Annotated in this window: 23 protein-coding genes, 1 tRNA gene and 1 pseudogene; 12 read left to right on the top strand and 13 right to left on the bottom strand. The window is 67.3% G+C overall.

The genetic code is table 11. From position 1 onward, the window contains the following. Positions 1–111: 111 nt before the first annotated feature. Positions 112–930, bottom strand: coding sequence for a CoA ester lyase (locus C5E10_RS00515; protein ID WP_236558325.1), 819 nt, complete (start codon positions 928–930; stop codon positions 112–114). 190 nt (positions 931–1,120) lie between these two features. Next, positions 1,121–1,822 (bottom strand): hypothetical protein, encoded by a 702-nt coding sequence (locus tag C5E10_RS00510; protein ID WP_104329959.1) that lies wholly within the window; start codon positions 1,820–1,822, stop codon positions 1,121–1,123. A 78-nt stretch (positions 1,823–1,900) separates the two neighbouring features. On the opposite strand from C5E10_RS00510, the gene C5E10_RS00505 reads away from it, so the two are divergent. After that, positions 1,901–2,830: an N-acetylglucosamine kinase gene (locus tag C5E10_RS00505; protein ID WP_104329958.1), complete on the top strand. Its 930-nt coding sequence runs from the start codon at positions 1,901–1,903 to the stop codon at positions 2,828–2,830. A gap of 65 nt (positions 2,831–2,895) precedes the next feature. Here C5E10_RS00505 and C5E10_RS00500 read toward each other — a convergent pair whose 3' ends face one another. Beyond that, a complete protein-coding gene (locus C5E10_RS00500; protein ID WP_104329957.1) occupies positions 2,896–3,816 on the bottom strand; it encodes an aldose 1-epimerase family protein in 921 nt (306 codons plus the stop codon). A gap of 123 nt (positions 3,817–3,939) precedes the next feature. On the opposite strand from C5E10_RS00500, the gene C5E10_RS00495 reads away from it, so the two are divergent. Then, complete coding sequence (locus C5E10_RS00495; RefSeq protein WP_104329956.1) at positions 3,940–5,214, top strand: alpha-amylase family glycosyl hydrolase; 1,275 nt, start codon at positions 3,940–3,942, stop codon at positions 5,212–5,214. Positions 5,215–5,310: 96 nt separating this feature from the next. Here C5E10_RS00495 and C5E10_RS00490 read toward each other — a convergent pair whose 3' ends face one another. Next, positions 5,311–6,792, bottom strand: a complete 1,482-nt coding sequence (locus tag C5E10_RS00490; protein WP_219820296.1) for an MFS transporter — start codon at positions 6,790–6,792, stop codon at positions 5,311–5,313. A gap of 227 nt (positions 6,793–7,019) precedes the next feature. After that, positions 7,020–7,104: transfer RNA gene (locus C5E10_RS00485), tRNA-Leu, on the bottom strand. A gap of 222 nt (positions 7,105–7,326) precedes the next feature. Between C5E10_RS00485 and C5E10_RS00480 the strand changes: the two genes are divergently transcribed. The 7 genes from C5E10_RS00480 (at position 7,327) to pknB (ending at position 16,465) form a co-directional block, all read left to right on the top strand. Next, the gene (locus C5E10_RS00480) at positions 7,327–8,037 is read left to right on the top strand and encodes a DUF3662 and FHA domain-containing protein (protein ID WP_104329955.1); all 711 of its coding nucleotides are present in this window, start codon (positions 7,327–7,329) and stop codon (positions 8,035–8,037) included. Further along, entirely contained in the window at positions 8,034–8,624 is a 591-nt protein-coding gene (locus C5E10_RS00475; protein WP_104329954.1) for an FHA domain-containing protein, read from the top strand. Before C5E10_RS00480 ends, C5E10_RS00475 begins: the two co-directional genes overlap by 4 nt. Positions 8,625–8,626: 2 nt before the next feature. Then, the gene (locus C5E10_RS00470) at positions 8,627–9,877 is read left to right on the top strand and encodes a Stp1/IreP family PP2C-type Ser/Thr phosphatase (RefSeq protein WP_181062568.1); all 1,251 of its coding nucleotides are present in this window, start codon (positions 8,627–8,629) and stop codon (positions 9,875–9,877) included. Further along, positions 9,861–11,255: an FtsW/RodA/SpoVE family cell cycle protein gene (locus tag C5E10_RS00465; RefSeq protein WP_104329953.1), complete on the top strand. Its 1,395-nt coding sequence runs from the start codon at positions 9,861–9,863 to the stop codon at positions 11,253–11,255. Before C5E10_RS00470 ends, C5E10_RS00465 begins: the two co-directional genes overlap by 17 nt. Beyond that, complete coding sequence (locus C5E10_RS00460; protein WP_104329952.1) at positions 11,252–12,712, top strand: penicillin-binding protein 2; 1,461 nt, start codon at positions 11,252–11,254, stop codon at positions 12,710–12,712. The genes C5E10_RS00465 and C5E10_RS00460 overlap by 4 nt, the downstream gene beginning before the upstream one ends. Further along, the gene (locus C5E10_RS00455; RefSeq protein ID WP_104329951.1) at positions 12,709–14,508 is read left to right on the top strand and encodes a protein kinase; all 1,800 of its coding nucleotides are present in this window, start codon (positions 12,709–12,711) and stop codon (positions 14,506–14,508) included. The genes C5E10_RS00460 and C5E10_RS00455 overlap by 4 nt, the downstream gene beginning before the upstream one ends. A gap of 184 nt (positions 14,509–14,692) precedes the next feature. After that, positions 14,693–16,465, top strand: a complete 1,773-nt coding sequence (gene pknB / locus C5E10_RS00450) for a Stk1 family PASTA domain-containing Ser/Thr kinase (RefSeq protein ID WP_104329989.1) — start codon at positions 14,693–14,695, stop codon at positions 16,463–16,465. Positions 16,466–16,549: 84 nt separating this feature from the next. On the opposite strand, the gene C5E10_RS00445 is transcribed toward pknB, so the two are convergent. Both C5E10_RS00445 and C5E10_RS00440 read right to left on the bottom strand, forming a co-directional pair. Further along, positions 16,550–16,744: a hypothetical protein gene (locus tag C5E10_RS00445; protein ID WP_104329950.1), complete on the bottom strand. Its 195-nt coding sequence runs from the start codon at positions 16,742–16,744 to the stop codon at positions 16,550–16,552. Then, positions 16,744–17,634, bottom strand: a complete 891-nt coding sequence (locus tag C5E10_RS00440) for a class E sortase (protein WP_181062567.1) — start codon at positions 17,632–17,634, stop codon at positions 16,744–16,746. The genes C5E10_RS00445 and C5E10_RS00440 overlap by 1 nt, the downstream gene beginning before the upstream one ends. 151 nt (positions 17,635–17,785) lie before the next feature. Here C5E10_RS00440 and C5E10_RS00435 point away from each other — a divergent pair. After that, positions 17,786–18,019 (top strand): annotated as a pseudogene (locus C5E10_RS00435) (cell division protein CrgA); the annotation flags it as partial. A gap of 155 nt (positions 18,020–18,174) precedes the next feature. Here C5E10_RS00435 and C5E10_RS00430 read toward each other — a convergent pair. Further along, a complete protein-coding gene (locus tag C5E10_RS00430) occupies positions 18,175–19,050 on the bottom strand; it encodes a rhomboid family intramembrane serine protease (RefSeq protein ID WP_104307578.1) in 876 nt (291 codons plus the stop codon). A gap of 21 nt (positions 19,051–19,071) precedes the next feature. Beyond that, the gene (locus C5E10_RS00425; protein ID WP_104244184.1) at positions 19,072–19,611 is read right to left on the bottom strand and encodes a peptidylprolyl isomerase; all 540 of its coding nucleotides are present in this window, start codon (positions 19,609–19,611) and stop codon (positions 19,072–19,074) included. A gap of 191 nt (positions 19,612–19,802) precedes the next feature. Here C5E10_RS00425 and C5E10_RS00420 point away from each other — a divergent pair, with 191 nt between their 5' ends. Beyond that, on the top strand, positions 19,803–20,348 hold the full coding sequence (locus C5E10_RS00420; RefSeq protein WP_104329948.1) for a hypothetical protein: 546 nt from the start codon (positions 19,803–19,805) through the stop codon (positions 20,346–20,348). Between the two features lie 34 nt (positions 20,349–20,382). On the opposite strand, the gene C5E10_RS00415 is transcribed toward C5E10_RS00420, so the two are convergent. Continuing rightward, positions 20,383–21,252: a LysR family transcriptional regulator gene (locus tag C5E10_RS00415; RefSeq protein WP_104329947.1), complete on the bottom strand. Its 870-nt coding sequence runs from the start codon at positions 21,250–21,252 to the stop codon at positions 20,383–20,385. Positions 21,253–21,320: 68 nt separating this feature from the next. Between C5E10_RS00415 and C5E10_RS00410 the strand changes: the two genes are divergently transcribed. Then, a complete protein-coding gene (locus tag C5E10_RS00410) occupies positions 21,321–22,241 on the top strand; it encodes a DMT family transporter (RefSeq protein WP_104329946.1) in 921 nt (306 codons plus the stop codon). Here C5E10_RS00410 and C5E10_RS00405 read toward each other — a convergent pair. The 3 genes from C5E10_RS00405 to C5E10_RS00395 form a co-directional block, all read right to left on the bottom strand. Further along, positions 22,238–22,696, bottom strand: coding sequence for an NUDIX hydrolase (locus tag C5E10_RS00405; protein WP_104329945.1), 459 nt, complete (start codon positions 22,694–22,696; stop codon positions 22,238–22,240). The two genes, C5E10_RS00410 and C5E10_RS00405, sit on opposite strands and share 4 nt — an antisense overlap. A gap of 157 nt (positions 22,697–22,853) precedes the next feature. Further along, the gene (locus C5E10_RS00400) at positions 22,854–23,513 is read right to left on the bottom strand and encodes a methionine ABC transporter permease (RefSeq protein WP_104244057.1); all 660 of its coding nucleotides are present in this window, start codon (positions 23,511–23,513) and stop codon (positions 22,854–22,856) included. Next, positions 23,510–24,562, bottom strand: coding sequence for a methionine ABC transporter ATP-binding protein (locus tag C5E10_RS00395; protein ID WP_104329944.1), 1,053 nt, complete (start codon positions 24,560–24,562; stop codon positions 23,510–23,512). Before C5E10_RS00395 ends, C5E10_RS00400 begins: the two co-directional genes overlap by 4 nt. Positions 24,563–24,708 lie beyond the last annotated feature (146 nt).

The raw sequence follows: 24,708 nt of genomic DNA, 5'->3' as shown, positions 1-24,708 counted from the left end.
CCAGCGTCGCCTGTGAACGAGTCGCGGGCAACCCGCCCACCGGGGGCGAGCGGCCCGCAACTGCGGAGCGGAACCGAGCGATCGGCGCAAAGCCGACCCTGGCTGAACTCTCTAGGCCTCCACTGTGATGCCGAAGGCCTCTGCGAGGCGCAGGATCTTGCGTGCTCGACCGAGACGCGGGAGGTCGCTGCCGTCGCGGACCACTCCGCCGGAAGCGTCGAAGTCGGCGAGGAACTCGCGTGCCCAGAGGATGTCGCTCGTCTGCGGGCAGATGACCTCGTTGACGACGGCCGTCTGCTCGAGGCGGAGGCACAGCTTGCCGGTCATGCCGTGCTCGAGCGTCCACTCGGATTCGTTGCGGAGCACGCGGAGGCTCTCGTCGGTGGTGGGTCCGTCGACGGGGCCCGGGAGGCCGGCCGCCTTGGAGGAGACGGTGAGGCGCGAGCGTGCGTAGGCCATGGCCTCGCGGGTCGCCCACATGCCGGTGTCGCGGCGGAAGTCGCCGCTGCCGAAGGCGAGGCGGAAGGAGCCGTCAGCGCGGGCGATGTTCGTGGCCTCTTCGAGTCCGAGCGCCGACTCGATGAGCGGCACCACGGGGATGCGTGCCCCGAGTCGCTGGTACGTGTTGACGACCTGCTCGGCCTGCTCCGTCTTGGCGAGCACGACTCCGAGGAGTCCGGGGACTCCCGCGAGCTCGTCGACGTCGTCAGCCCAGAAGTCGGACAGGGTGTCGTTGATGCGCACCCAGGCGGCGTTGCCGGCCTTGAGCCAGGCGATGACGTCGGCTCGGGCCGCGGCCTTGTGCTTGGGGTCGACGGCGTCCTCGATGTCGAGGATGACGACGTCGGCGCGCGAGGCCGCCGCGGCGTCGAAGGCTTCGGGCTTGGACGCCGGGACGAGCAACCAGGACCTGGCGTCTGCCGGGGGCACGACGTGTCCGGCGGTTGACTTGGGGTGGGGGCTCGCTGGAGCGTTCAGAACTCTCGCCTCATTCATCGACTGGATGCACGGGCCTGCTCGACCGCGTACGGCCGCGTGACACGCAGCCAAGGTGTGAGCTTAGTACGACGAAACGCGGTGTCCTCTTGCGGACCTCTACAAGAACGGCTCGGGATCCTGATCAGTAGGAGAACGGGATCAGGCCGATGAGGAAGAAGAAAACCGTGGGAACGAGGGTGATGACTCCGACGACGGAGCCGACGGAGGCTGGCATGTTGCGCCATCCGCTTGATCGAAGCGCGAGGATGCCGAAGACGATGGCGGCGACGGAGGTCAGCAGCTGCAGGATGCCGTTGGCGGGGCTCAGCACCCCGTAGATCTCGTAGCCGCCAGTGCGCGCCAGGATGCTCATCACGAAGGAGAGGAAGGTCGTGAGGACCCACCCCCCGAGCGCGCTCGCCAGCGAGATCATGCCGAAGAGGTTCGTCGAGAAGGAGAGCTCTTCGCGAAGGCTCGTGAAGGTGGCCAGCTGCTTCCGGCTCGGTGTCTTGGCCTGCTGAGGGTTGCCCGGCTGCTGGTAGCCGCCCGGCTGCGCGTACTCGCCGGGCTGGGCAGAGCTGCCTGGCTGCTGGTAGGCGCCGGGCTGCACGTAACCGCCGGACTGCTGGTAGCCACCCGGCTGCGCGTACTCGCCGGACGCCTGACCGTATCCCTGACCAGTCGAGGCCTGGCCCGACGCTGCCTGGCCCGACGCTGCCTGGCCAGCGGGACCGTAGGCGGCGGGTGCGCCGCTCGGCGGAGTGCCGTAGCCGGACGCGCCCTGGGTTGCGTTCGAATGGGGGTCGGGGCTGGGCTGTCCGTTCCACTGGCTCGGTGTCGTCATGCGTTCACCCTAGGACCGTTGGTGTGTTCGTGACGCGGGCACCTCTACCCGTCGCCTCTCTGCAATACGATTCGGTGCATGACGACGACGTTCTCCCCTTCGCCTGTTCTTGCCATCGACGCTGGCCAGAGTGGCATCCGCTCGCAGATCGATTCGGGCGAGGTGCGCTCCTTCGCCGCGATTCGCACCGACCTCCCGTTGGCGCCGCAGCTCGCGAGCGTCGTGGAGCAGTCGCTGCGAGATTCTGGGTTGGCGGGGGTCACGGTGTCCGGTGGCGTGTCGGGGGTGACGCACGCGCAGACGGTTGCGGACGAGCTCGCCCTGCTGGTCGGGCAGTTCGGCGTCGCGAGGGTCTTCATCGCGCACGATTCGATCTCGGCCTTCCTGGGGGCCCTCGGATCCGAGCTCGGTGCAGTCGTCGCCGCCGGCACGGGTGTCGTGACGCTCGCGGTCGGCGAGGAACGCCTCGCACAGGTCGACGGCTGGGGCTACCTCGTCGGAGACGCAGGCTCCGGGTACTGGATCGGTCGCGCCGCACTCGACTCGGTGATGCGCGCCTTCGATGGTCGTGGCCCTGAGACGGCGCTCACCGAGGTCGTGCTCGCCCACCACCCGGATCTGCCCAGCATGTACGTGTCGCTGCAGACGAACGAGGGGAAGGTCCGTCACATCGCGTCGTTCGCTCGGTCGGTCGGCGACCTGGCTGAGACGGATGCGGTCGCTGCCGGGATCCTGGCCGCGGCGGGCTCGGAGCTGGCCGCCTCGGTCGCGGCCGGGCTCGCGCGGGTCGGTCTGCCCGGCGATCGTGAGGTCGTGCAGGTGCGGGCGATCGGCAACGTGTTCTCGTCACCGCATGTGGCGGCGGCGTTCCGACGCTCGCTGCTCGAGCGGGTCCCGGAGGCTCGGGTGGCGGTGGGCGAGAGCCACCCGCTGGACGGGGCGGCGATGCTCCCTCATCTGGAGAGGGACCACGCGCTGATCGCCTCGATCGGGGTCGTGACGCTCTAGGTCGTGACGCTCTGGGACGTGACGCTCTGGGACGACTCGGACGGCCTCCCTGCGTGCGCCGAGCGTCAGATCGCGAAGATGCGCTGCGCGGTCTCCAGCTTCTCGCCGGGCTCGAGCCAGGCGAGGTCGAGGCCGGAGTTGAAGGCGTCGGGTGCACAGGTCATGGGCTCGACCGCGACAGCCTGGCGGTCCCATTCGATGCCGGGCTGATCGCTCGTGAAGACCTGCACCCACGGTGCGTCCGTGCTCCAGGTCATGCCGACGCCCGTGCCTTCGGGGGTCGTGAGCGTCACCGTGGCGGTGTCGCCCTCCCCGAAGACGTCGGTGAAGGCGTGGTCGATCTCCATCTCGCCGATGCGCCGTGCGGCCCGGAAGTCGAAGGCCCCCGCGACCTCCTCGACCGAGACGACCGAGCCGGGGAGCAGACGTGCGCCGTGGGCGTGCATGAGCTTCTGCGCGGGAGACTCGAGGGTCCATTCGTCGATCTGTCCCTCGCCGGCGACGAGGTACGAGTGCGTGGATGCGCCGGCCGGTGCGGTCCCGGCTCCGACGTTGCGCAGCTCCACCGTCGTGGTGAGGCCGTCATCGCCGAGCACATAGCTCGTCCGCACCTCGATGCGGAACGGGTAGCCCGTCTGCGGCTCGATCGTGGCCGTCAGCACGACGAGGTCGGGGCGCACATCCTCCGGTGTGAAGTCGAGCCAGAGGGCGAGGCCGTGCAGGGCGTGCCCGCGCTTGGGCTCTGAGAGGGGCAGCTGCAGCTCCTGCCCGTCGATGCGGTACCGGCCGTCGATGATGCGGTTCGGCCACGGGGCGAGCGTCGCCCCCTTGTACGCGGGCCGAACCTCATCCATGTCGAAGGTGTGCACGAGGTGCCTGCCGTTGTGCGTGAGCTCGCGCAGGGTCGCGCCGACGCTGGAGATCGAGGCCTCGTAGGCACCGTGCGAGAGGAAGTAGGAGGAGCCTGAGCGCGGGGTGATCGACATCTGTGGGGACTCCTCGGTGCTGTCAGGGGAAGGACCAAGGCAGTCTTTCACGCCGAGGCGAGGCGGGGGTGGGTCGCAGGCGCTCCCGGAGTGCTTCCCAGAACGCCTCACTAGCCTGACACGATGACTCCAGCTCCTCAGCCCTGGCCGCAGACCGCACTCTGGTGGCATGTGTACCCGCTCGGCTTCGTCGGTGCGGACACGGCGGGCGCTCCACTCTCGAGCCCCGTCGAGCATCGCCTCGATCGCATTACGGCGTGGCTGGACGAACTCGTCGCTCTCGGTCTCAACGGCTTGCTGCTCGGCCCGATCTTCGCCTCGCAGACCCACGGCTACGACACGGTCGATCATCTCCGCATCGACCCGCGGCTCGGCGACGATGCGGACTTCGACGCGCTCATCGCCGCCTGCCGTGAGCGCGGCGTGCGCGTACTCCTCGACGGTGTCTTCAACCATGTGGGCCGCGAGCACCCGTGGTGGCGCGAGGCGGTCGAGGCAGGACCCGACTCGGGAGCCGCTGCGCGGTTCTCGAGAGGCGCGGATGCGCGTGAGGTCGATGGACTCGCCGTCGACGTGTTCGAGGGCCACGACTCGCTTGTGGTGCTCAACCACCAGCATCCGGAGGTCGTCGAGCTCGTCGAGGTCGCCATGGCGCACTGGCTGGAGCGGGGCGTCGACGGGTGGCGCCTCGACGCGGCCTACGCGGTGCCGCCGCTCTTCTGGCGGTCGACGATCGACCCATTGCGTGAGCGGTTCCCGGACTCGTGGTTCGTTGGAGAGGTCATCCACGGCGACTACGACGAGTACGTGCGAGAGTCCGGCCTCGACTCGATGACGCAGTACGAGCTGTGGAAGGCGCTGCGCTCGTCCGTGCAGGAGCAGAACCTCTTCGAGCTCGACTGGTCGCTGCAGCGGCACAACGACTTCGCGGAGCACTTCCTTCCGATGACGTTCCTCGGCAACCACGACGTGACGCGCATCGCGAGCGCCATCGACGATGAGCGCAACCACGCCATCGCCATCGCCATGCTGTTCTTCTTCTCGGGTGCCCCGAGCGTGTACGCGGGCGACGAGCGGGGACTCGAGGCGTTGAAGGAAGAGCGGGCCGGTGGAGACGACGACATCAGGCCGGAGTTCCCGCGCGACCCGAAGGAGTGGCCGGAGAACGCCTACTCACAGGCGCACCGAGACGCGATCGCGTTCCGGCGCCAGCATCCCTGGCTCGCGACAGCGCGCATCCGCACGGAAGAGCTCGCGAACACGGCGGCCCTGTTCATCGCCGAGGGCAACGAGGGCGAGCGGGCTCTCCTCGCGGTGAACCTCGGCGACGACTCGGTGCAGCTCGGCGGCCGATCGGTCGAGGGCCACGGTCTCGAGCGCTGGAGCGACGGCAGCTAGCGACGACGACTGACCAACTTCAGTGCAGCGAAGCCCCGGATTCGCTCGAGACGACCCGGAACGACCAGATCAGCACTGAAGTTGGTCAGGGCGAGCTCAGTGCATCGAGACGAGGGAGTCCTGCTCGGCTGGTTCCGACTGCACGAGCGGGCGGTCCTTGGTGCCCCTGATCATGAAGCCGGCGATGAGCGCCGCCAGGAGCATGGCACCCGCGGCGGCCAGGAAGACCGCCGAGTAGCCGTTCGTGAAGGCCTGCAGCTGCGTCTCACCCGCCTCCACTCCCGAAGCGACAGCGTTCGCGTAGAACACGGTGAAAACGGAGAGGCCGATCGACCCACCGATCTGCATGGTCGAGTTCACGGTTGCCGCTGCGGCACCAGCGTCGTGCGGCTCCACGCCCGTGAGCGCGAGGTTCTGCAGCGGGACGAAGATCATCGAGAGGCCGATGCCGAGCAGCACGAGTCCGGGCAGGATGTGCGTGAGGTAGCTGCCGTCGACGGTCACCCCGGAGAGCAGCAGGAGTCCGCCAGCGACGACGATCGGGCCGATGACCATGAACGGGCGCGGCCCGAACTTGGGGAGCAGGCGCGCCCAGACGGGGACGCATACGAGGATGACCACGGTCATCGCGACGTTCGCGAGGCCTGCGACGAGCGGCTCCATTCCCATGACGATCTGCAGGTGCAGCGCGAGGTACATGGTTGCGCCGATGAGCACGCTGCCGATGACGGCCTGGATGAGGAACGCTCCTCCGCGCACCCGGTCGAGCACGACCCGCAGCGGGAGCAGAGGCTGGGCGACGCGGGTCTCGATCCACACGAACGCGGCGAGGAGTGCAACGCCGAGCGCGAGGCAGCCGATGGTCCCGAGGGATCCCCAGCCCTCCTCGGCGAGGCTGAACCCGTAGACGAGCGAGCCGAGGCCGAGCGACACGGTGACCGTGCCCCAGAGGTCGTAGGTGTTGTCACCCTCTGCCTTGCTCTCCTTCAGGACGATGAGCGCGCCGATGACACCGGCGATGACGAAGAAGACGTTGACGAGCAGGCACCAGCGCCAGCTGGCGAACTCGGTGAGTGCTCCGCCGAGCACCAGGCCGACCGCGGCCCCGCTTCCGCCGATGGCGCCGAAGACGGCGAACGCGGTGGTGCGCTCCTTGCCGGAGGGGAAGCTGACGGTGAGCAGCGCGAGGGCGGCTGGCGCGAGGAGCGCGGCGAAGAGTCCCTGGAGCCCGCGGGCGAGGATGAGGTCGAAGGCGCTCTGGGCGAAGCCGCCGTAGACCGAGGCCACCCCGAAGCCGATCATGCCGACGAGGAAGGCGCGCTTGCGTCCCCAGTAGTCGGCGATACGACCGCCGAGCAGGAGGAGCGCCCCGAAGACGAGGGCGTAGGCGGTGACGACCCACTGCCGCTGCACGTCGGTGAGGCCGAGCTCGATCTGCGCCTGCGGCAGTGCGATCGTGACGATCGTTCCGTCGAGCACGACGACGAGCTGGGTGAGGGCGAGCACGGCGAGCGCCCACCACTTGGAGATGGTGCGTGGCGCGGATGCGCGCTTGACGGAAGACGCGTCAGAAGACAAGAAAACCCTCCAGGTTCTCAGAAAGCGAGTGCTGGAGGTTTCAAGCCTCGGACCGAGGACGTCGCCGCCTCGACCTACCCGAGCGGCGACGCTCGACAGATCGGCCACCTTAGCAAGTCCTGAAGCTCGACATAAGTCCACCGGTGTGGGCTCGAGGCGGGACGACGAAACCCCCGGAACCGAAGTTCCGGGGGTTTCGCATTCCCAGTGCTCTTGGTCTGGGACCCTGGTGCGCGAGGGGGGACTTGAACCCCCACACCCGAAGGCACACGGACCTGAACCGTGCGCGTCTGCCAATTCCGCCACTCGCGCCAACCTCCGAGAGATTACCAGACACTGTCGCAGAGTGCGAAACCGGGGCGTGGATGCGCGCGTTCGAGACCCGAGAACGCCCACTGGAAAGCCCCCAGACGGGGCACCGGAAGCCCATAGCGAAGGCAAAGAAGTCGGACATCCAGCCCAGTGCCGTTAGCATGAAACAGATTCGCGCCACCCGGTGCGGGCTGTTGCGTGCCCTCGAGAACCAGGAGACATGTGGGAATCCTCGACAGATTTGAGCGTGGGCTCGAGCGTCTCTTCAATGGTGCGTTCGCGAAGACCTTCCGCTCTGGGCTCCAGCCCGTCGAGATCAGCGCCGCGCTGAAACGCGAGATGGACACCAGGGCGTCGATCGTCACACGCGACCGCGTGCTGGTTCCGAACCGCTTCAACGTGCAGATGTCGCCGGTCGACTACACGCGCATCTCGCAGATCGCTGGCATCCAGGACGAGCTCATGCGCGTCGTCGAGCAGCACGCCGCCAAGCAGGGCTACCAGTTCTCGGGTGGCCTCAGCATCAAGTTCCTGGAGAACGACTCGCTCTCCGAGGGGCGCATCGAGGTCGACTCGCGCAGCGTGCAGGGCCAGGTCGCCTGGGCCCCCATCCTCGACGTCGATGGCGAGCGCATCCATGTGGGCGTCGGTTCGACGGTCATCGGGCGCGGCTCCGAAGCCGACATCACGATCGCGGACACCGGCGCGTCGCGGAAGCACGCCGAAGTCGTGTGGGACGGGAAGCGTGCGGGCATCCGCGATCTCGGCTCGACGAACGGGACGAAGGTCAACGGCCGCTCGATCTCGCAAGCGGGCCTCGAGCCCGATTCGACGATTCAGATCGGTCGTCACCGTATTGTGTTCCGGGTGATCCCCCAGGCCGACCCGAGCGACGACACCGGGTACCTCCCGCGACAGGGAGGCCTCACATGACCAGTGAGCTGACTCTCCTCGTCTTGCGCCTCGCCTTCCTGGCCGCGCTCTGGATCTTCGTCTTCTCTGTCATCTACTCGCTTCGGAGCGATCTCTTCGGCACCCGATCCTCCGCCTACAAGCAGGCGATGGAGAAGTCGCGCCAGCAGGTGTTCGCCTCGGCCGACAGCGACAGCGACGCCGCGCCGGCACCGGCCCCCGCGCCTGCTCCTCCCGTCCGCTCCTCCGACTCGGGTGATGCTGGTCCCGGCAGCCATCGGCCGCCGACTCCCGTGCCCAGTCCGGCTGCGCGCTCCGAGCGGCCGAGCAAGCTGGTCATCACCTCCGGCCCGAAGCGCGGCACGGAGCTGTCGCTGCGCAGCGAACCGCTCTCGATCGGCCGATCCGGCGACTCCGACCTCGTCATCCAGGACGACTACAGCTCCACGCACCACGCGCGCCTGCTGCTCTGGAACGATGCGTGGATGGTGCAGGACCTCGACTCGACGAACGGCACCTACGTCAACGGCAAGCGCGTCTCCCAGCCGACCCACGTACCGGTCGGCACGCCTGTCCGCATCGGGACGACGACGTTCGAGCTGCGATAGGCATGCTGGTCATCGCGCGCGCCGGCGCCGTCTCCCACGTCGGCAAGGTCAGAAGCAACAACCAGGACTCCGGCTTCGTCGGCACCAACCTGTTCGTCGTCGCGGATGGCATGGGCGGGCACGCCGGCGGTGACGTGGCGAGCGCGATCGCGGTCAAGCACTTCGCGGAGAACGACGAGCAGTACTCGAGCACCGAAGACGCCGAGCAGGCGATGACGGAGATGCTGCTCGACGCGAACGCCCTCATCGCGGGTGCCGTCGAGGAGCACAGTGAGCTTCGCGGCATGGGAACCACGGTGAGCGCCCTCAGCCTCGTCGGCCAGTCCCTCGTGCTCGCGCACATCGGCGATTCGCGTGTCTACCGCTTCCGCGACGGGTCCCTCGTGCAGATGACCGTCGACCACACGTTCGTGCAGCGGCTCGTGGATGCGGGCCGCATCACAGCGGAGGAAGCGCTCACGCACCCGAGGCGCTCGGTGCTCATGCGCGTGCTCGGCGACGTCGAGACCAGGCCTGATGTCGACACCGAGGTCTTCGATATCCAGGAGGGCGACCGCTGGCTGCTCTGCTCGGACGGCCTCTCGAGCTACGTCGACGAGTCGCAGATCGAGCGCACCCTGGCACGCATGGACGAATCGAGCCGCGAGATCAGCGACGACCTCGTGCAGCTCGCGCTCGACAACGGCGCACCGGACAACGTGACCGTGGTGATGCTCGAGATCGGCCCCGAGGCGCTCGAGCCCATGAAGACGCGAGTCGTGGGATCAGCCGCGAACCCGCTTCGCTACTCGGCGAACCTGCAGAAGCGCAGCAACCAGATCATCCCGTCCATCCTGCACCCCCTTCGGCGGCCCGCCCCTCGCCCGCAGGACGAGGAGTTCGTGCCATTCAGCGACGAGGCGCTGCAGGAGCTCATCGCGGAGGACAAGCGACGAAAGCGGCTCCGGCAGGTCTCGTGGCTCGCTGCATCCATCGTCTTCCTCGCGGCGGTCGCCGGTGCTGGGCTCCTCGCCTACAACTGGACGCAGCAGCAGTACTACGTCGGTGAGAGCGTCGGCTACGTCGCGGTCTACCAGGGCGTGCAGCAGGGCATCGGCCCGATCACCCTGCACGAGCTCACCGAGACGACCGACATCAAGATCTCGAGCCTGCCTGAGTACCAGCAGTCGCAGGTCGACAAGACGATCAGCGCCGGCGACCGCGAGGCCGCCAACGAGATCGTGGAACGGCTCCGAGATGCCATTCCTGAGTAAGCAACGCGAAGAGGCACCCGTCGTGCCCGGCGCCCCGAGGAAGACGGGTCAGGGGCTCCGCAACATGGAGCTCGGCCTGCTGGTCTTCGCGTTCATCATCAACTTCTCGGCGCTGCTGCTCGTGCAGCTCGGCGTGCGCGGCACCTTCGACTTCAACGTCGTCACCCTGTCGGCCATCATCGGTGCGCTGACCCTGGGCGTGAACATCGTGCTGCGCTTCCGCGCGCCGGGCGCCGACCCCTTCATCCTGCCCATCGCGGCGGTGCTCAACGGCCTCGGCATCGCCATGATCTACCGCATCGATCTGAGCAACTCCGATCTCGAGGGTGTCTTCTGGACCCCGTCGACGCAGCAGATCGTGCTGACGATGCTCGCCGTCGGCGTCGCCATGGTGGTGCTCATCCTGCTCAAGAACCATCGTGTGCTGCAGCGCTACACGTACGTGTTCATGGCCATCGCCATCGTGCTCCTGCTGCTGCCGCTCATCCCGGGCCTCGGGCGCACCGACGTCGCCGCGCGCGTGTGGATCAGCATCGCCGGCTTCTCCTTCCAGCCGGGTGAGATCGCGAAGATCGCGCTCGCGATCTTCTTCGCGGGCTACCTCGTGACCGCGCGCGACTCGCTCTCGGTCGTCGGCAAGAAGTTCCTGTGGATGCGCTTCCCTCGCATCAGAGATCTGGGACCGATCCTCGTCGTCTGGGCCGTGTGCATGGGGGTCCTGGTCTTCCAGCGCGACCTGGGAACCTCCCTGCTCTACTTCGGCCTGTTCCTGGTCATGGTCTTCGTCTCGACCGGCCGCCTCTCGTGGGTGCTCATCGGCCTCGGCCTGTTCATCGGCGGCGCGCTCATCGCGGCGAACACGCTCGGCTACGTCGAGTTCCGCGTCCACGCCTGGCTCGATCCGTTCGACGAGGAGATGTACTTCGCCGACGGCGGCAGCTACCAGCTCGTGACGGGACTCTTCGGCCTCGGCGCCGGCGGCCTCATCGGCAAGGGCCTCGGCTCGGGCAGCCCCGGCACGACCCCGCTCGCGTCGAGCGACTTCATCATCGCGGCCATCGGCGAGGAGCTCGGCATGGCCGGCATCTTCGTCGTGCTGCTGCTGTTCGTGATCTTCGTGGCGCGTGGCTTCCGCATCGGCCAGCAGGGGGTCGACGACTTCGGGCGCCTCCTCGCGACGGGCCTCGCGTTCACGATCGCCGTGCAGGTGTTCGTCGTGGCCGGTGGCGTCATGCGCGTCATCCCCTTGACGGGCCTCACGATGCCCTTCATGGCGGCGGGCGGCTCGAGCCTGCTCGCGAACTGGATCATCGTCGCGATCCTTCTCAGACTGAGCGACACCGTGCGTAACGTGCCGACGGAGGCGATCGACGAATGAGCAAGAACATCCGCCTCGTTGGCGTCCTCGTCATGATCATGTTCATGTCGCTGTTCGTCGCGTCGACGAGCATCCAGGTCTTCCAGGCCGAGTCGCTCCGCGATGACCCGCGCAACAGCCGCACCCGTGAGGAGAGCTTCGAGATCCAGCGTGGTCCGATCCTCGTCGATGGGACGCCGATCGCGTCTTCGACGCCCGTCGACACTGCCTACAAGTACGAGCGACAGTACGAGAACGGCCCCCTCTACGCTGCCGTGACCGGGTACTACTCGATCGACGGGGCATCCACGGGCCTCGAGGGTGCCCTCAACCCAGAGCTCTCTGGCAGCAGCGACACGCAGTTCTTCCAGGGACTCGAGCGGCTCTTCACAGGCCAGGACCCAGCTGGCGCATTCGTCGAGACGACGATCGATCCCGTCGCCCAGCAGACGGCTGCGGATGCTCTCGGCGAGTACAAGGGTGCGGCTGTCGCGATCAACCCGGCGACGGGCGCGATCCTCGCGATGTACTCGACGCCGACGTTCGACCCGACCGTGCTCGCCGGACATGACTCCGAGACCGTCGAGGAGGCCTACCGGAATCTCCTGGCTGACCCGAACGATCCTCTCCAGAACCGCGCCATCGGTGGAGACATGAACCCGCCAGGGTCGGTGTTCAAGCTCGTGGTCGCTGCTGCAGCGCTCGAGGATGGCCTCGCCACCGCGGAGTCCCCGCTCCCGAACCCGGCGACGCTCACGCTCCCGGGCACCAACGTCTCGGTGAACAACCCGTCCGCCGGCTCGAAGTGCGGAAGCGGCGACACCACGAACCTCCGCATCGCGCTTGAGCAGTCGTGCAATGTGCCGTTCGCGCAGCTCGCCATGGACCTCGGCGCCGACAAGGTACGCGCTATGGCCGAGGCGTTCGGCTTCAACCACGAATTCGAGATCCCGATGACGGCGAGCGCGAGCACGTATCCGACAGCACTTGACGACGATGCACAGCTCGCCCTGACCGGATTCGGCCAGTTCGACGTCCGAGCGACGCCCCTCCAGTTCGCGATGATCTCGGCGGCCATCGCCAACGGCGGCGAGGTCATGAACCCGTCGCTCGTCGAGAGCATCCAGACTCCGACGTTCCAGGAGATCCAGGGACCGGAGATCTCGAGCTATGGCCGGGCCATCAGCGAGGAGACTGCGGCATCACTCCAGTCGATGATGGAGGGCAGCGTGAACTCGGGCGTTGCCAGTAATGCAAGAATTGACGGGATCAACGTGGCTGGGAAGACAGGGACCGCGGAGAACGGTGAGGGTGAGCCGTACTCGCTATGGTTCACAGGATTCGCCGAATCGGGCGATACGCAGATCGCGGTCGCGGTAGTGCTCGAAGACGGTGGCGGAATGGGACAGTCTGGGACCGGAAATGGCCTGGCGGCGACGATTGGGCAGCAAGTGATGAAGGCGGTGCTGAGCAGATGAGACCAGCTGCAGGTGTTTCGTTCGGAGACCGATACAAGCTGAGCTCGCGCATTGCCATCGGCGGCATGGGCGAGGTCTGGGAGGCGACCGATCAGGTGATCGGGCGCACCGTTGCCATCAAGATCCTCAAAGACGAGTACATGGGCGACCCCGGCTTCCTCGAGCGCTTCCGCGCCGAGGCGAGGCACGCCGCTCTCGTGAACCACGAGGGCATCGCCAACGTGTACGACTACGGCGAGGAGAACGGCTCCGCCTACCTCGTCATGGAGCTCGTGCCAGGCGAGGCGCTGTCGACCGTGCTCGAGCGCGAGCGAGTGCTGCCGCCTGACCAGGTCATGGACATCGTGTCGCAGACCGCGCTCGCCCTGCACGCCGCTCACAAGGCGGGTCTTGTGCACCGCGACATCAAGCCAGGCAACCTGCTCATCACGCCGGACCGTCGCGTGAAGATCACCGACTTCGGCATCGCGCGGATCGCCGACCAGGTGCCGCTCACGGCGACGGGCCAGGTCATGGGCACCGTCCAGTACCTCTCGCCCGAGCAGGCCTCCGGACACGCCGCGAACCCGTCCACCGACATCTACTCGCTTGGCATCGTCGCCTACGAGGCGCTCGCAGGCAGGCGCCCATTCACCGGCGAATCGCAGGTCGCGATCGCCATGGCGCACATCAACGACGAGCCTCCGGCGCTTCCCGTGACGGTTCCGGAGCCGGTTCGCAACCTCGTGCTCGCCGCCATCGCGAAGAAGCCGGAAGACCGACCGGTCTCGGCGGAGGTGTTCGCGCGTGCCGCGCGCGCGCTGCGCGACGGCAACGTCACGCGTGCGGCGCAGGCGGTCCCCGCGGTCCTCGGGCTGACGGCCGCCGACGAGGTCGGTGACGCCACCGCTCCGCTCGATCGCACAGCCATCATGGACGAAGGCGCACGCACGACCGTGCTCGGCACGGCCGCGGGCACAACCGAGGTCATGAAGGACGACTTCGACACGCTCATCGGCGGAACCCCCGTCGAAGGCGCGGAAGAGGAGTCGACCTCGCTCGTCTCCCCGGCCGACGAAGAGCGCAAGAAGCCGGCTGCCTGGCTGTGGGTCCTCATCGGGGCGATCATCCTCTTCGCTGCGGCTCTCGCCTGGTTCGCGTTCGCGCTGGTGACCAACAACACCGACGCCGACGCGACGACGACACCGCCGCCCTCGATCACCCAGACCACACCGGTCGAGACTCCCTCGCAGGAGCCGACCCCCAGCGTCAGCACGCCGACCAACGTGTCGATCGCGCAGGCCGACTACCTGGGCCTCGACTACGACACGGCGGCGAACCGCATCTCGGAGCTCGGGCTCACTCCAGTCCGAGCCGAGGGCCCCGTCGCGACGAACCAGGAAGACGTCAACACGGTCACGGCGGTCAGCCCGACCGGGACCGTCGACCTGGGTTCGACCGTGACGCTCACGGTCTACGCGAACGTGGAGACGCCGAACACCCCGACGACGGCGCCGACCGTCACCGTCAACGCGGCGGGCACGCAGGCGACCATCAGCTGGCCGTCGTTCCAGTGCCCTCCCGGGCAGAGCCTCTCCGCGTACAACGTGAACGTGTCCGGCGCCGAATCCCCGGGCAGCGTGACGGGAACCTCGGTGAACGTCAACGTCAACGACGGCTCGACGATCGTCGAAGCCTCGTACAGCGCCACTTGCGGGTCTGGCAACACGAGTGCCGACTCGCCGACCGGTTCGGCGACCGTCCCGCAGCCGACGCCGAGCACGACGACTCCGCCGACGAACGACCCGGAGAACTGATCTCGGCGGCCCGGCCGGCGGCTGCGCAAAGCAACGAATTCGCTCAACTCCATGCATCCACATGGAACGCGCGGTTCACAGCTTCGATGGCACCGATCACTCATTCGCGTCGAGATAAGATCGGCAGACTAACGAGGCTTGAGCTTGGCGAATACTGCCAAGGGGAGAGGAGCTTGCTTCCGTGATGCAGGGCGAACGCACGCTCGCGGGCCGATATGACATCGGTCGGCGTATTGGTCGTGGAGGTATGGCTGAGGTCTACCTCGGGACCGACGAGCGTCTTGGCCGCCGCGTCGCCGTCAAGCTCCTCAACACGCAGCTCTCCGGCGAGCCCGACTTCAGGTCGCGCTTCCGACAGGAGGCCCAGGCCGCTGCCCGGATGACGCACCCGACGATCGTCCGCGTCTTCGACGCTGGCGAGGACACCTTCGTGCGCGCCGATGGGCACGAGCTCGTGGTGCCCTACATCGTCATGGAGTACATCGAGGGGCAGCAGCTTCGCGACGTCATGGCCGGTGCACCGCTCGCCGACACGCAGATCCACGAGTACATGACGGGCATCCTGACGGCGCTCGAGTACTCGCACCGTGCTGGCGTCGTGCACCGCGACATCAAGCCGGGCAACATCATGATCACGCCGGAGGACACGGTCAAGGTCATGGACTTCGGCATCGCCAGGGCCATCTCCGACACGGCGGGCACGATCGCCCAGACGACGGCGATCCTCGGCACCGCCTCCTACTTCTCGCCCGAGCAGGCGAAGGGCGAGAACGTCGACGGACGAAGCGACCTCTACTCTGCGGGCATCGTGCTCTACGAGATGCTCACCGGCAAGGTTCCCTTCCAGGGTGATTCAGCCGTTGCCGTCGCCTATCAGCACGTCACCGAGCGCCCCATCGATGCCAACGAGATCAACCCGAAGGTCTCGAAGGCGATGAATGCGGTCGTGAAGCGCTCCCTCGCGAAGAACCGCGAGGACCGCTACCAGTCGGCTTCGGAGTTCCGTCGCGACCTCGACCTCGCGGCACAGGGCATCATGCCCGCGTTCGCCACGAAGGTGGAGGACGACGACCGCACCCAGCTCTTCGGGCCGGCCCCCTCTGGCGTGAGCGCCACGGAGTCCGCCTTCAACTCGCTCTCCGAGACCGACGACCGCGCGCCGCAGGTGCAGCGGCGTCCCCCCGCGATGTGGATCTGGGGTGCCGCGGCGCTCCTCGTCGTCGTCATCGTGGCCGTCAGCATCTGGGTGTCATCCCTCCCCCAGGTCGGCCAGCTGCCAGACACGAGCGTCGATGTGCCAGACGTCGTGGGAGAGCAGTGGGATGCGGCGCGCACAACCCTCGAGGACGCCGGCCTGACACCCGTGCGTGCGGCGCAGACGAGCGACGAGGTCCCCGAGAACCAGGTCATCAGCACGACCCCTGGCTCCGGGCTGAGCGTCTCTCCCGGCCAGGAGATCACCGTCCTGGTCTCGACTGGCCCGTCCGCGGTCACGATGCCCGACATCAACGGCATGACCGTGGAGCAGGCGACCGTCGCTCTCCAGGGCGCGGGCTTGAGCGTCGGCCAGATCACGTCAGAGGACTCTCCGACGGTCGCTGCCGGCACGATCGTCCGCAGCGACCCTTCGGGCGGCTCCAGCGTCGCCGCGGGCTCCAGCGTCAACCTCGTGACGTCGACGGGCAACGTGGCGCTGCCTGACCTCATCGGTCAGCCCCTCGAGTCGGCGACCGCCACGCTCCGCGAACTCGGGCTCCTCGCGGTCGTGAAGCAGGACCCCGGCTGCCTCGCAGTCGACGGCGACCCGATCGTGAACATGTCGGTCCCACCAGGACCAGTCGCCCAGCACTCGCAGGTCGAGGTCACCTACTGCACGTCCGTGCCCGCCCCTCCGGAGACGACCGCGCCAGCACCGGAACCCACCTCGAGCGCCGGCCCCTCCTCAACGGAGGAGTAGCGGCGCACGACGCACGCGGCCAGGGTCGCGGCGCTCGCGCAACGCGTTTCGGCTCCTTCCGATGATCGGGAGGAGCCGTCGCTGTCAGGACGGCAGTGTGGCTGCAGAGCCAGCGATTCCGAGGCCGACGGTGACGTCGTTCTGGGGTGTGAGCAGTGCATCCACCCAAGGGAACGCGTAGAAGACCAGGCCGTAGAGAACGGCTGCGATCACGACGAGCGCGATCAGGAGCTTGACGGGCCATGGCCCGGGGAGCACACGCCAGAGCGCGCCGTACATCAGAGACCCCCTTGTGTGGCGACGGAGGCGGCGATCGATGCCGGCGGGCCGTCGGCGCGTGGCGTGAAGCTGTCGAACACCGCGTAGCCGATGATTCGCTCTGCCGTCGACCAGAACGGATTGCAGCTCATGATCATCATGAGCCTGTCGGTGCCGGTCTGCTCGGGGTAGCGAGGCACCGAGCCGAGCACGTCGACCTGTGAGGGGGCAACGTACTCGCCGGAACGATAGGAGTACGTGTACCAGCCGTCCGCAGTCTCCACGACCAGTTCGTCGCCGAGCTGCAGCTCGTGGATCTTCTGCATCGAAGCCCCGTAGGCAAGACGGTGGCCAGCTATGGCGAAGTTGCCGACCTCACCGGGCATCTGCGAATCGGGGTAGTGGCCGATGTTGTTGTCGAGCACCTCGTGCTGCTCGATTCCCTGCGCGATGGGACGGGCGTAGTCGGCACCCCAGGTGGGAACGTAGAGAATCGCGAAGCGCTCGTTGGTGACCGTCGGCGCCGAGGAGATGGGGATGCCGATGGCCGGATCTGTTGTGGTCACGGTCGTTGCTTCTTCACCACCATCCGCGAGTACCTGGCTGAGTTCCTGCCCAGCCTGGTTCTGCTCATCGCCGACGATGAGGTCGTTGAGCCAGTACTTCCACCCGACGAAGAGCAGGACGACGACCCCGAGGGTCATGAGCACCTCACCCGAGACGCCGATGATGCTGAGCCGCCGCCTCGGCTTCGAGCCGGTGGGCTTCGAGGGGTTCTTGTGCTGCCGGGATGCGGCCTGCTGCTCTCGGAGGCGTCGCTCTGACCTGGTCTCGTAGCCGTCGTCGGCCGCGAGAAGAGCCTCGATCGACGTCGTCCCGTCGCCTCGTCCGGGCCGTTCAGCAGATGGCATAGGAGCAATCATAGATAGGATGGCCCGCATGTCTCGTGAGAAGTCCAGCGACTCCAAGTCCGACGAGCCGGAGAAGAAGACTCCGGCCGGTACGAAGAAGCACCGTTCCTCGGAAGCGTCCGCTGCTGCGGCCGCTCTCGCGGCGACGGAGAAGCAGCGTCGGCACAAGCGCGCATCCGGGGTGAGCGATAGCGATGAGCGCAACCCGAACCCGGTCTGGTTCAAGCCGCTCATGTTCGGCTTCCTGCTGCTCGGGTTCCTCTGGATCATCGTGTTCTACCTGACGAGCGGTGCTCTCCCGATCGCCGAGCTCGGCTCGTGGAACATCCTCGTGGGCTTCGGCATCGCGTTCATCGGCTTCATCATGACGACGAATTGGCGCTAGCAGCCCTCACAAGTTATCCACAGGGCCTCGAATGACAGCTGTGTAATTCATCCCCAGGTGTGCATAACCCTGTGGATAACTCTCGCACAACACAGAAAAGCCGCGCATCCGACCGGATGCGCGGCTTCTTTGGTCCTGCGAAGCAGACGGGACAGCTAGCCAGCTGCCGCGAGCGGTAGCTGGGAGACACTGACGGTGGCACCCACGACGATGAGCACGCCGAGGGCCGCCACTATCCAGAGCCCCTTCTGCGAGGGCTTCGCCGACTTCGACTCCCACAGGAACAGCCAGGAGCACAGCGCTCCCGTGACGAGCCCACCGAGGTGCGCCTGCCAGGCGATACCTGGGATCACGAACCCCATGACGACGTTGATGCCGACCAGCACGATGAGCGACATCGTGTTCATCCGTGCCTGCCGCATGACGACGAAGTACGCGCCGAAGAGACCGAAGACGGCACCGGAGGCGCCGAGAACGGTGGTGTTCGGAGCAACCAGAGCGATGGCGAGCGAGCCGCCGAGCGCACTGACGACGTAGAGCGCTGCGAACCTCAGGTGCCCGTAGACCTGCTCGAGCACCCGACCGAAGATCCACAGCGTCAGCATGTTGAACGCCAGGTGGAAGACGGTCGAGTGCGCGAACGCCGAGGTCAGCATGCGCCACGGCTCGAAGGCCCCGCTACCCGCGTGAGAGTAGATGCCGTGGTAGACGAGGATGCCCGTGAGCCAGTCCCCCGTCACCTGCTGCAGCAGCCAGAGGACCGCCGAGATGCCGATGATGGCGTAGGTGACGAGCGGACGCTGATCTTGCCCGAGCCGTCGCAGCCGTGTGCGAGCCGAGGGCCGCTGGGCGGCCTTGGCCTTCGCGTTCGCCTCCCGGATGCACTCTGGACAGATCACGCCGACTGGCGCGAGTGTCTGGCATTCGGGGCACACGGTGCGCCCGCATCGCTGACAGAGCACGAAGCTCTGTCGGTCTGGGTGCCGGTAGCAGAAGTTCTCACGCTGCTGCGACAGCTCGGGTGATGTCATGCGGGGAGTGGCTCCTGGAGGTTAGAGCTGCTCGACGGTGACGCTCTCGATGACGACGTCCTTGAGCGGCTTGTCACGGCCGTCGGTGGGGACCTTCGCGATCGCGTCGACGACGGTGCGCGACTCGTCATCCGCGACGCGGCCGAAGATGGTGTGCTTTCCCTGGAGCCAGGGAGTGGGGTCCGTCGTGATGAAGAACTGCGAGCCGTTCGTGCCGCGCCCCATCTGCTTGCCGGCGTTCGCCATGGCGAAGATGTAGGGCTCGTTGAAGTTGAGCTCTGGGTGGATCTCGTCGTCGAACGCGAATCCGGGACCACCGGTGCCGGTGCCCGTGGGGTCACCGCCCTGGATCATGAAGTTGGGGATGATGCGGTGGAAGATCACGCCGTCGTACAGGGGCGTGCTCTTCGTCTGGCCGTCACGAGGGTCGGTCCATTCGAGCTCACCCGTGGCGAGGCCCACGATGGTCTTGACCGTGTTCGGCGCGTGGTTGCCGAAGAGCTCCACCTTGATGGGGCCGTGGTTCGTGTTGATCGTTGCGAGTGCAGTGGCGATTGACATGTTGGTCATCTTTCCATAGCCCCCCGACTTCTCTCCTCCCTGTCCGCCGACAGCGTGCGGTGATTCAGGTTCCGTGTGGCAGAAGCGTGCCAAGATATGCAGTACCTACTTGTCAACGTCCGGAGGTACCAATGGCCCTTTCACGGAAGCAGTCGCGTGAACTCAAGCGTCTCCGCAAGGACGCAACAAACTTGTGGAGCGAGCAGCAGTCTGTCATCGAGCACGCTCGAGGCATCCTGCAGTCGGCAGGCGTGAGCGCGAAGGGCTTGGCCGAGTCCGAGCTCGTGCCAGCGCTGCAGAAGAGCTACGACAACAACGTTCGCCCCAGCTTCGACCGCAGCTACAACGCCGCGCGCGACAAGTACGAAGATGCGAGCGTCCGCTTCAACGGCAAGGTCCTTCCTGTCGTGGCCGGCCTCTCCGGCTCGCTTGCGGGCACGGTCAGCAACCTCGCTTCGAAGAACGGCGACTTCAAGGACGCCGCTGGCACCGCGAAGAAGGTCTCGAAGGAGCTCAACTCGCGCGCCAAGAAGGCTTCGAAGGCGTACGACAAGAAGTACAACAGCTCCGGCGTGGGTGTTGGTGGCTGGCTGCTCATCGGCGCAGGCGTCGCCGCAGTCGCCGCAGTCGGCTATGCCCTCTGGCAGACCTTCCGCGCAGACGACGACCTGTGGATCGCCGACGAGGAGCTCGACGCTCCCGTCACGACGGTCTCGCCCGCGTCTGCAGCGAAGTAGTTCTCGCCGCACACACGCACGACTGGCCCCGCGCTCACCTGGTGAGCTGCGGGGCTTCGTCGTAGGCGGCGATGATGACCTGCGCGAGCGCGTCCGCCACCGCTGGCTTGGCACCTCGCCACCACGCGAGTCTGACCTCGATCGTCGGGGCGTCCCGCAGCGGTCGGTAGGCGATGCCGGGTCGCGGATGCTGCGCTGCCGTGGCCTCGCTTGTGACCCCGTAGACGTCGCCGTCCGCGATGAGGGTGAGCCACTCGTCGAGCGAGCTCGTGGGGATGAAGACCGGGGCGCGTTCCGCCGGCCACAGTGAGCTGACCGTCGTGCCGGTGCGAGCATCGACCGCCATGGTCTTGCCGGCGAAGTCGTCGAGGAGCAGCGCCCTGCGTCTGGCGAGCGGATCGTCGTTCGCGAGGACGGCGACGCGTCGTTCCTCGCCGAGGCGGACCGTCTCGATTCGGGGATCACGGGGAACCGTGCGGAGCACCGCGAGCTCGACCTCGCCGTCGAGGAGCCCCGCCGTCGCGGTGTTGCTCTGCCGGAAGACGAGATGCGACTCGGGATGCTGTGCTCGCCAGGTGCGCTGCACGGCGCCGGTGTGCGCACCGAGCGTCGACCAGGCATAGCCGACTCGCACCTCCCGCGTCGTCTCGGCGACCTCCTCGGTGATGAGACGCACCTCGAGCAGCACCCGGCGGGCGCGGGTCAGCACACGCTCGCCGAGTGGCGTGAGCGCGACGTGGCGAGTCGACCTGGAGAGCAGCTGCGTTCCGAGCTGCGTCTCGAGGGCGAGGATCGCCCGGGAGACGGCCGCCTGCGAGCAGTGGAGCTCGATCGCCGCGTCGGTGAAGGTTCCCGTGTCGACGACGGCGGCGAGGGCGCGCAGGTGACGGATCTCCAAACTCATGCGTCCAGCGTATAACTCACGCGTGTCGCGCATTTCTGGGCCTGCGCGGGCGGGGTCACCATTGGCGCATGACAGGAACCGCGAGAACGGCCGCCGCTGCCGCACCACGCAGCGTGGTGACGGGTGCAGCGATGCTGACCGGAAGCGGGCTCTCGAACCAGCTCGGCGCGGCTCTCGGCGCACTGGCCTTCGGGCCCCTCGGCACCTCGGGCGTCGTGGCCATCCGCCAGCTCGTGTCCGCAGCAATCCTGCTTCCCGTCGCGCGCCCTCGCCTGCGGAGCTTCACCTGGGCGCAGTGGTGGCCTGCGCTCCTGCTCGGCGTCGTCTTGGCGACCATGAACCTGTCCTTGTACGGAGCCGTCGACCGCATCGGGCTGGGGCTCGCCGTGACCCTCGAGTTCCTCGGACCCCTCGCCGTGGCCCTCTGCGCATCCCGCACGAGGGCCGATCTCCTGCTCGCAGCCGGCGCCGCTGTCGGCGTGTACGTGCTGCTGCTCCCAGACGCGTCGAGCGATGTCCTCGGCTACGCCCTCGGGCTGCTCGCGGCGTGCTGCTGGGCGAGCTACATCCTGCTCAATCGAATGCTCGGCGGTCGCCTGAGCGGCCTCCAGGCGCCCGCTACGGCAACGCTCGTGTCGAGCCTGCTGACACTCCCGATCACGGTGCAGCTGATCGCGGAGGGCCGCCTGCTCGGCTGGCCACTGCTGCTGGCTGCGCTCTCCGGTGTGCTGTGCTCCGTCATCCCGTACTCCATCGACGTCATCGCCCTCCGCTGGGTGACGACGAGGTTCTTCGGGGTGTTCATGAGCATCAACCCGATGTTCGCGGCCCTCGCTGGCGTCGTGGTGCTCGGGCAGGTGCCCGCAGCGCATGAGTGGATCGGGATGGCGATCATCGTGGCCGTCAACGCCGTGGCCGTCTCCCGCAGCCTTCGCGGGTCTCGTGTCGCCCGCACTCCCCCTGACGGGGTCACACCCTCCAGCGCCTAGCGGTGGGCCCGAGTGGACCGCAGATGGCCGTTGGCCGGACGCTCCTCGTGGAGCCTGAGCCCCACGTCCACGAGCGACACTGTGCGGAGCGCGGCTATCTCGTCGAGGTCGAACCAGCGAGCCTCGTCCGTCGAGCCGCCCCGCTCGTTGCGGAGCTCGCCGCTCACGATGCTCGCCTCGTAGACGACCCGGACCGACTGCATGGGCGTCTTGCCCGGCTCGAGCCGGTCGCGGCCCGCGATGATGTGCGAGTCGATGCCGAGGAGCCGGTCGATGGACGCGTGGTAGCCGGTCTCCTCCCAGATCTCACGGACGACGCCGTCGATCGGATCCTCGCCGGGGTCGGTTCCACCGCCGGGCAGGGTCCAGCCGGAACGGCCGCGGTCACGCCAGTGCGCGAGGAGGATCTGCCCATCGCGCACGATGACACCGTAGGAAGCGAGTCGTCGATGCACGGAACCCCCAAAGATCTCTGCCGAGGTCTCGAGGTCAGCGGCCTGATGCCTGGGCCGACCCGAACCACGGGCGATCGCTATCGTACGCCGACGCGCGCCGGGCCTCCGCACAGGGAGGCGCCGACGCGCGATCGTCGGGTGCTGGTGTCTGCCCGGATCAGCGACGCAGCGTCTTGCGCGCCGCCCAGTTCCCGAGGAACTGCAGACCCTGCACGATGACCACGATGACGATGACAGCAGCCCAGGTGACGGCCGGGTTGAACTGGCGGTAGCCGTACTGGATGGCGAAGTCGCCGAGACCACCTGCGCCGATCGCACCGGCGATGGCCGACATGTCGACGAGCGCGACGACCGCGAACGTGTACCCGAGGATGAGGGGCCCGAGGGCTTCGGGAACGACAACCGACCAGACGATCTGGAAGCGCCCCGCTCCTGCGGACCGTGCGGCCTCCACCACACCTGGCGACACCGTGAGCAGGTTCTGCTCGACGAGGCGCGAGATCCCGAACGTCGCGGCGAGCGACATGGCGACGATGGCCGCTTCTGCCCCGATCCCCACTCCGACGATCATCCGCGAGACCGGCTGCACCGCAGCGATGAAGATGATGAACGGGATGGGTCGGAAGAAGTTCACGATGATGTTGACGATCGTGCTGACGACCGGCTGCTCGTAGAGGTTGCCCTTGCGCGTCAGATAGAGCAGCAGGCCGACGAAGAGTCCGCCGACGCCACCGAAGACGAGGCTCAGGGCCACCATGTAGAGGGTGGCACCTGTGGCTTCGAAGAGCTTCGGCAGCAGGTCGATCACATCGTTCATGCGGCACCTCCAGCGTTGGTGTCCTGGAATTCCGTCACGACGGCGAGTTCCCTGATCTGGTCGAGCGCTCTGCGCTGCGCTGCGATATCGCCCTGCAGGGCGAACGTCAGGTCGCCGAACGACCTCCCGCGGATCTCGTTCATGCCTCCGTAGACGAGCTCGACGGTGATGCCGGCGTCGTGCAGGATGCGCAGCGCCTGGCCCTGGTTCGTCCGCCCGTCGCGGAAGCTCAGCGTCACGAGAGTTCCCGGGTGTCGCGCATGCAGGTCGGACCGCAGGGCAGCATCCGGAACTCCCTGGACGACCGTCGAGACGAACCGCTGGGTCGCGGGCGCCTGCGGGTTCGCGAAGATGTCGAAGACCTCGCCCTGCTCGACGATCTTGCCGTGCTCCATGACGGCGACGTGACTCGCGATCTCCTTGACGACGTCCATCTCGTGAGTGATGACGATGATCGTGACCCCGAGCTCCTGGTTGGCCTTCTTGAGCAGCTGCAGCACATCGGCCGTGGTCTGCGGGTCGAGAGCGCTCGTGGACTCGTCGGCGAGCAGGATGCTGGGATTCGTTGCGAGCGCACGGGCGATGCCGACACGCTGCTTCTGACCGCCGGAGAGCTGGTCGGGGAAGGCACGGGCCTTCTCCGAGAGCCCGACGAACTCCAGGAGCTCGGTGATGCGCTTCTCTCGCTCCGCCTTTGGGGTCTTCGCGACGCGCAGCGGATACGCGACGTTGCCCGCGACGTTGCGGGAGTTGAAGAGGTTGAACTGCTGGAAGATCATGCCGATGCCCGCGCGCACCGAGCGCAGCTTCGTCTCGCTGAGCGTCGTGATGTCGACGCCGTCGACGTGGATGCTGCCGGACGTGGTCGGCTCGAGCGCATTGATGAGGCGCACCATGGTCGACTTTCCAGCCCCCGAGTAGCCGATGACCCCGTAGATGTCGCCAGCCTCGACGTTGAGCGAGACGCCGTCGACGGCTCTGGTCGCCGGGGCTCCGCGCTTCGGCGACGGATACTCCTTGACGACGTCGGTGAGTGTGATGAGGGCCATGTGTTCGCTCTCGCCTTCTTTCACGGTCGAACCGTGTGGGTGGTGCTGGTGGACGCCGTCGTGACGCCGTCCGTCGGTGCAAGCGAGATCGCCGCCCGAGGCCTGATGATCATCATCGGGTCCCGGGCGGCGAGCACGCGAGCGGT

Origin of the sequence: Pseudoclavibacter sp. RFBG4 (genome assembly GCF_002931515.1) — a bacterium.
Classification (GTDB): domain Bacteria; phylum Actinomycetota; class Actinomycetes; order Actinomycetales; family Microbacteriaceae; genus Pseudoclavibacter.
The sequence above is the reverse complement of the archived record's forward strand: the minus strand, read 5'-3'. Positions and strand labels throughout refer to the sequence as shown.